This window comes from Cellvibrio sp., from assembly GCF_053579595.1.
Window position 1 is genome coordinate 1 of record NZ_JBRFPI010000348.1, and the last position, 4,855, is coordinate 4,855.

The 4,855-nt window shown below is 47.2% G+C and carries 4 protein-coding genes and 1 pseudogene; 2 read left to right on the top strand and 3 right to left on the bottom strand.

What is annotated here, in order from left to right:
• A partial coding sequence (locus ACWA6V_RS17325; protein ID WP_449523666.1) for a diflavin oxidoreductase occupies positions 1-1,808 on the top strand: 1,808 nt, incomplete at its 5' end.
• Between the two features lie 258 nt (positions 1,809-2,066).
• Positions 2,067-2,696, top strand: a complete 630-nt coding sequence (locus ACWA6V_RS17330) for a hypothetical protein (protein WP_449523667.1) — start codon at positions 2,067-2,069, stop codon at positions 2,694-2,696.
• Positions 2,697-2,820: 124 nt separating this feature from the next.
• Here the strand turns inward: ACWA6V_RS17330 and ACWA6V_RS17335 are convergent, their stop codons facing one another.
• From ACWA6V_RS17335 to ACWA6V_RS17345, 3 genes and pseudogenes are all read right to left on the bottom strand, one after another.
• A complete protein-coding gene (locus ACWA6V_RS17335) occupies positions 2,821-3,657 on the bottom strand; it encodes an SIR2 family NAD-dependent protein deacylase (RefSeq protein WP_449523668.1) in 837 nt (278 codons plus the stop codon).
• Between the two features lie 14 nt (positions 3,658-3,671).
• Positions 3,672-4,676, bottom strand: a complete 1,005-nt coding sequence (locus ACWA6V_RS17340) for a Fic family protein (protein WP_449523669.1) — start codon at positions 4,674-4,676, stop codon at positions 3,672-3,674.
• Positions 4,673-4,855 (bottom strand): annotated as a pseudogene (locus ACWA6V_RS17345) (restriction endonuclease subunit S); the annotation flags it as partial. The gene ACWA6V_RS17340 and the pseudogene ACWA6V_RS17345, both read right to left, overlap by 4 nt.

A 4,855-nucleotide genomic window follows, 5' to 3' on the forward strand; every position in this document is an offset into this window, starting at 1 on the left:
ATATCAGTGGCCTACAAGCCAGTGCGAAATTCATTTCTGCTGTGCCCGCACTGCCTGCGGATGCGCCAATCAATCCTGCGCATCGCACTTGGGTAAATGGTTTGCTCGCCGGCATGTTTAGCCGTGTATTGCCGATCGGTGTGGCATCGCTGGGGGTGGCTGCACCTGCGCAAGCCAAACCTGAACTGCTGTTGCTCTGGGCATCGCAAACCGGTAATGCAGAAGCCCTTGCCGAAAAATTTGCACAGCAATTATCGGCTCAGGGTTGGGCCGTTAATTTCCAATCCATGAATGACTATACCGTTGATAAATTAGCAAAGAATAAACTGGTGGTATTTGTCACCAGCACCTTTGGCGACGGCGATGCACCTGATAATGGCGGCGATTTCTGGAGCCAATTAAATAGCGACTCAGCGCCAGCGCTAAGCGAATTACAATTTGCATTACTGGCATTGGGCGACTCCAATTACGACCAATTCTGTGGCCACGGCAAGAAATTATTTGGGCGCTTGCAAGCGCTGGGCGCCAAAGCCTTGGTGGAGCGAGTGGACTGCGATACCGATTTTGAATCGCCAGCAGCTGAATGGTTTGCTAAGCTCAGCGAGCAATTAGCACCCCTAAACTCTGTTGCAAAAATCACTGCTGCGAACCAGCCAACAATCATGACTGTCACATCATCTACTGCTTATGGCAAAGCCAATCCCTATGCGTCGCGTTTGATTGTGAACAAACGGTTGAATGCGGAAGGCTCAGGTAAAGATGTTCGTCAATTCGGTTTTGATTTGGGAGAATCCGGCATTACCTATGAAGCGGGCGATGCGCTCGGCATCTGGCCAAAAAATTGCCCCGAGTATGTGTTTGAGTTGGAGCAGTCGCTGAATTTAAATGCTGATGCCCCGGTAGTGGTGGACACTCACGAGAAATCTGTGCACCAGGCGTTGCTGGAAAACTATGAAATTTGCCGCCCGAGTCTGGAAGCGCTGAATTTTATTGCGCAGCGCGCCAACAGCAAAGAATTAAAAAAATTGCTCGATGCAGAACATAAAACCGAATTGCTGGAATGGCTCTATGGTCGACAGCTCGCGGATATTTTGCAGGAGTTCCCCATCCGCGCCAGTGCTGATGAATTAATCCCGCTGTTAAAACGCATGCAGCCACGTTTATATTCCATCGCCTCAAGTTCAAAAGCCCAGCCGACACGCATTGATCTCACCGTTTCTGCCGTGCGCTACTCACGCTTTCGTGACAGCAAAAAAATCCGCAAAGGTGTTGCATCCACCTTTTTGGCTGATCGCGCAGACGGCATCGATGTTCCCATCTTCGTCCAACCCAGCAAGCATTTCCATGTGCCGGAAAATGGCGATACTCCGTTGATCATGGTCGGTCCCGGCACCGGCGTCGCGCCTTTCCGTGGCTTTTTACAAGAGCGCCAGGCACGCGGTGATCAAGGTAAAAACTGGTTGTTCTTTGGCGAGCAACACGCCGCAACCGATTTTTATTATCAGGAGGAGTTACAGCAATTCCAAAAAGACGGTGTGCTCACAGAATTAAGCCTTGCTTTCTCGCGCGACCAAACACAAAAAATTTACGTGCAAGACCGCATGCGCGAGCAGGGCGAGGCAATTTGGAATTGGCTGGAAGAGGGCGCCTACTTTTGCGTATGTGGAGACGCCAGCCGCATGGCCAAAGATGTAGACCAAGCCCTGCGCAAAATCATCCAGCAGTACGGAAAATTCGATGAAGCCGAAACAGTTAACTACATTCGCAAATTGAATATGGATAAACGTTATCTGCGGGATGTGTATTAACCCTCTGAAATAATAGTTGTTACAGCACCTGCAAAATCCCCCGTCAACGCAAGTTGGCGGGGGATTTTTATGGGGCATATGTGGCCGATTAATATTGTTTTGCCCGTTGCAGCTGGCCTAGATTGACCTGTAATATCCAGCAATTCCGGTTGGCATACAAAGGCGCAATAAGGCGAGTTTCGAGCCTTAAAGGGTCTTAAAGCCGGCCCTGCTTATTCACTGTATATGTGGCTTCAAAAAAATAATGAGGATAATGGGATGAAGGTAATTGCCTATGATGTAAAACGCGCGTTGACGTTGTTAGCGGCGGCTGTCGTCTTTGTATTTCCAGTGTCGGATGCTGGGGCGAAGGGGGTGAAGCTTGGGCAGGCGATTAGAATGGCGGATGGCCCAAAAACGTACGATGCGAATACATTAACGGTAGAACAATTGCAAAAATGCTTGGCCATAGAAACGGAGCTTGATGAATTGGACGCTCAGTTGACGAATGAGCGACCATCGATTGCAAAGCAAGAGGCAAAGATGAATGTAATTGAAAGTGAAATTAAATTTCTTAAGATTTTGCTGGAAACAGATGAAAAGCCAACGACCCAAGAACAAGTCGATGATATTAATAAGAGCGTTGATCGACACAATAAGTTGGTAGCAGATTATAAGAAGGAGGCTGAAAAATATTCCATCTTGGCAAAGGACTACAATGCCAAGATAGAAAAGCAAAAAAACGCATCGAATAATCACAATTCGCAATGTGCCCAAAAAAAATATTATGAAAGCGATATGGTGATTGCGAAGCAACAACAAGATACTGCTTCAAATCAAGATTCAGCATTGAGCCAAGCTACCAATTTCCTTCACAACACAACACCTAAAACTGGAAAAGCTAATTGACCACAGTAACCGATTGGAGAAACGTCAAAAATTCACTGTTTTTCAGTAGTGGATGCGATATTGGCGGTGAGAATGGTGTATGCGGACATTAAGTTTCCAGTACAGCGGATAGAGTGTGCGGCTATTATTGGTAGGCGCGGATGACTTGGTCAATGGCCAATAATCCCTCCTTGGCGCCGCACGCAATACCAATCGCATGACTTGCGGGAACTTCATAATCGCGCGGGTTAATACGAATTAATTTGCCATTGAATTTTTTCACAACCTGTTCGGAAAAACGGCGCACCGACGGGATATGTGTACCCGCTCCCAGCTCAATCACCGCCGGATTGTTGCAGCGCTGCAACCAGAGTTCTAATTGCTCGGCTTGCTGATCTGATCTATCGCTAATCCAACCCCAATCACCAAACATTAAAATATTGGGTCGCGCAATTCGGTTGCAGTAGGGGCATAGCGGCGGCTTATTAACTAGCTGGCATTTTTCATTATCGATTTCAGGCAAAAACGCATCCGAACTCCAAATAGAAGCGGAGCAGGGCTCAAGGCACTGCAGGTGATGAATCGAACCGTGACATTCATAAATATTATCCGCCGCAAAACCCGCCTGTTGAAATTGCCCATCCACATTGCTGGTAAACACCGAATAACCCTTGGCTTTGCTTTCGCCCCAGCGTTTCAAAATCGCAAAACCTTCATGGGGAACCGTATTGCGGTAAAGTGCGAGCCTGTGCCCATAAAACCCCCAGGCCAATTTCACATCGCGCACAAAAGTATCGGGTGACGCCGCCTGCGTAAAATCCATTTTCGCTTTTGCAAGGGCAGGGTAGGCTTTCCAAAATCCTTCATTGCCCCGAAAATCCGGCAAACCTGAATCAACACCCATACCTGCACCAGCAGCGATGATTAGCGCATCGGCGTGTTGGATGTAATCGGCGGCTTGGGTGATGGAGGTGTTGGGCATGGTGTTCCTGAAGTTTACAAAATGTATTTAGGCTTGGCTGATATCCGGTATTTCTGCAAGCGGCTATTGGGCTTTTCAGGAATCGTCATTTCAATCAAGCCCGCATTGAGCGCGGGTTTTAAATAGCGTTCACTAAATGATTTTCGGTCATGTAAGCCCAAGGCTGTTTGTAAATCGTCACGACTCATCTCGCCTTTAAGCGCGGAAAGCAGTTCTTTGACTTGGGGGGGTACTTGGGGGGTGACTTGGGTGGTGTCTAAAGAGTTGAATGATTCAATGGTGTTCAAAATCATCTGCAGCATAAATTCTATAAAAGGCGCTGAGTCGGTCTTTTGAGTGCTGAGGTTAATCGCTTGGTAATACTTGCTTTGGTGCTCGTGCACCATGCTTTCTACAGGTAAGTTTGCAAACAGTGGGTTCCATTGATTGAGTATTAAGGTCTGCCAAAGGCGCCCCATGCGGCCATTACCATCACTGAATGGATGAATAAATTCAAATTCATAGTGAAATACACAGCTGGCAATTAAAAGGGGCTCTTCGGTATTGGCGAGCCAACCAAACAGATCCTCCATCAAATTTTTAACGCGATTTGCTGGTGGTGCCATATGCACCACCTGATCGCCATTCATTACACCTACATTGCCTTTGCGATAACTTCCCGCATCATCCACAAGGCCTGTCATCAAAACAGCATGGGCTTTCAGCAGGTCTTTTTCACTGGTCGCTTTCCAGGTTTCAAATTGTTCATAAGCTCTAATTGCGTTGCGAACTTCTAGAATTTCTTTCGGTGGTGCTATAACGCGTTTACCTTCCAGAATCGCGGTAATTTGTTCTTCGCTTAATGTATTGCCTTCTATTGCCAGAGAACCTTGAATTGTGCGGATACGGTTAGCGTGGCGTAACCGAAGGTTTTTTTCTTCTTCCAAAACGGACAGGCGGCCCACAGCCTCACTAAACTTTGATGAGAAGCGAAGCATTTTTGGAGTGAGGCTGTGGGGCGGCTGATAGGTTTTGGTCATTTCTTTTTGGCTTTAATGATTCGTTTAGGTTTCGCTTCAGTCTTATTTTCACGTTCTGTTTGAATTCGTTTTAATAATTCCGACGCTGGTCCATCATTGGGATCTTGCGGTACCAGCTCGCCGCGAAAAGCTTTGGCTAGTAATGACTGAGTTAAACGGTCAATGCGCTTTTTAGCTTC

Coding starts and splice junctions, on each gene's coding strand:
- ACWA6V_RS17330 (WP_449523667.1), top strand. CDS start 2,067: ATGAAGGTAATTGCCTATGATGTAAAACGCGCGTTGACGTTGTTAGCG.
- ACWA6V_RS17335 (WP_449523668.1), bottom strand. CDS start 3,657: ATGCCCAACACCTCCATCACCCAAGCCGCCGATTACATCCAACACGCC.
- ACWA6V_RS17340 (WP_449523669.1), bottom strand. CDS start 4,676: ATGACCAAAACCTATCAGCCGCCCCACAGCCTCACTCCAAAAATGCTT.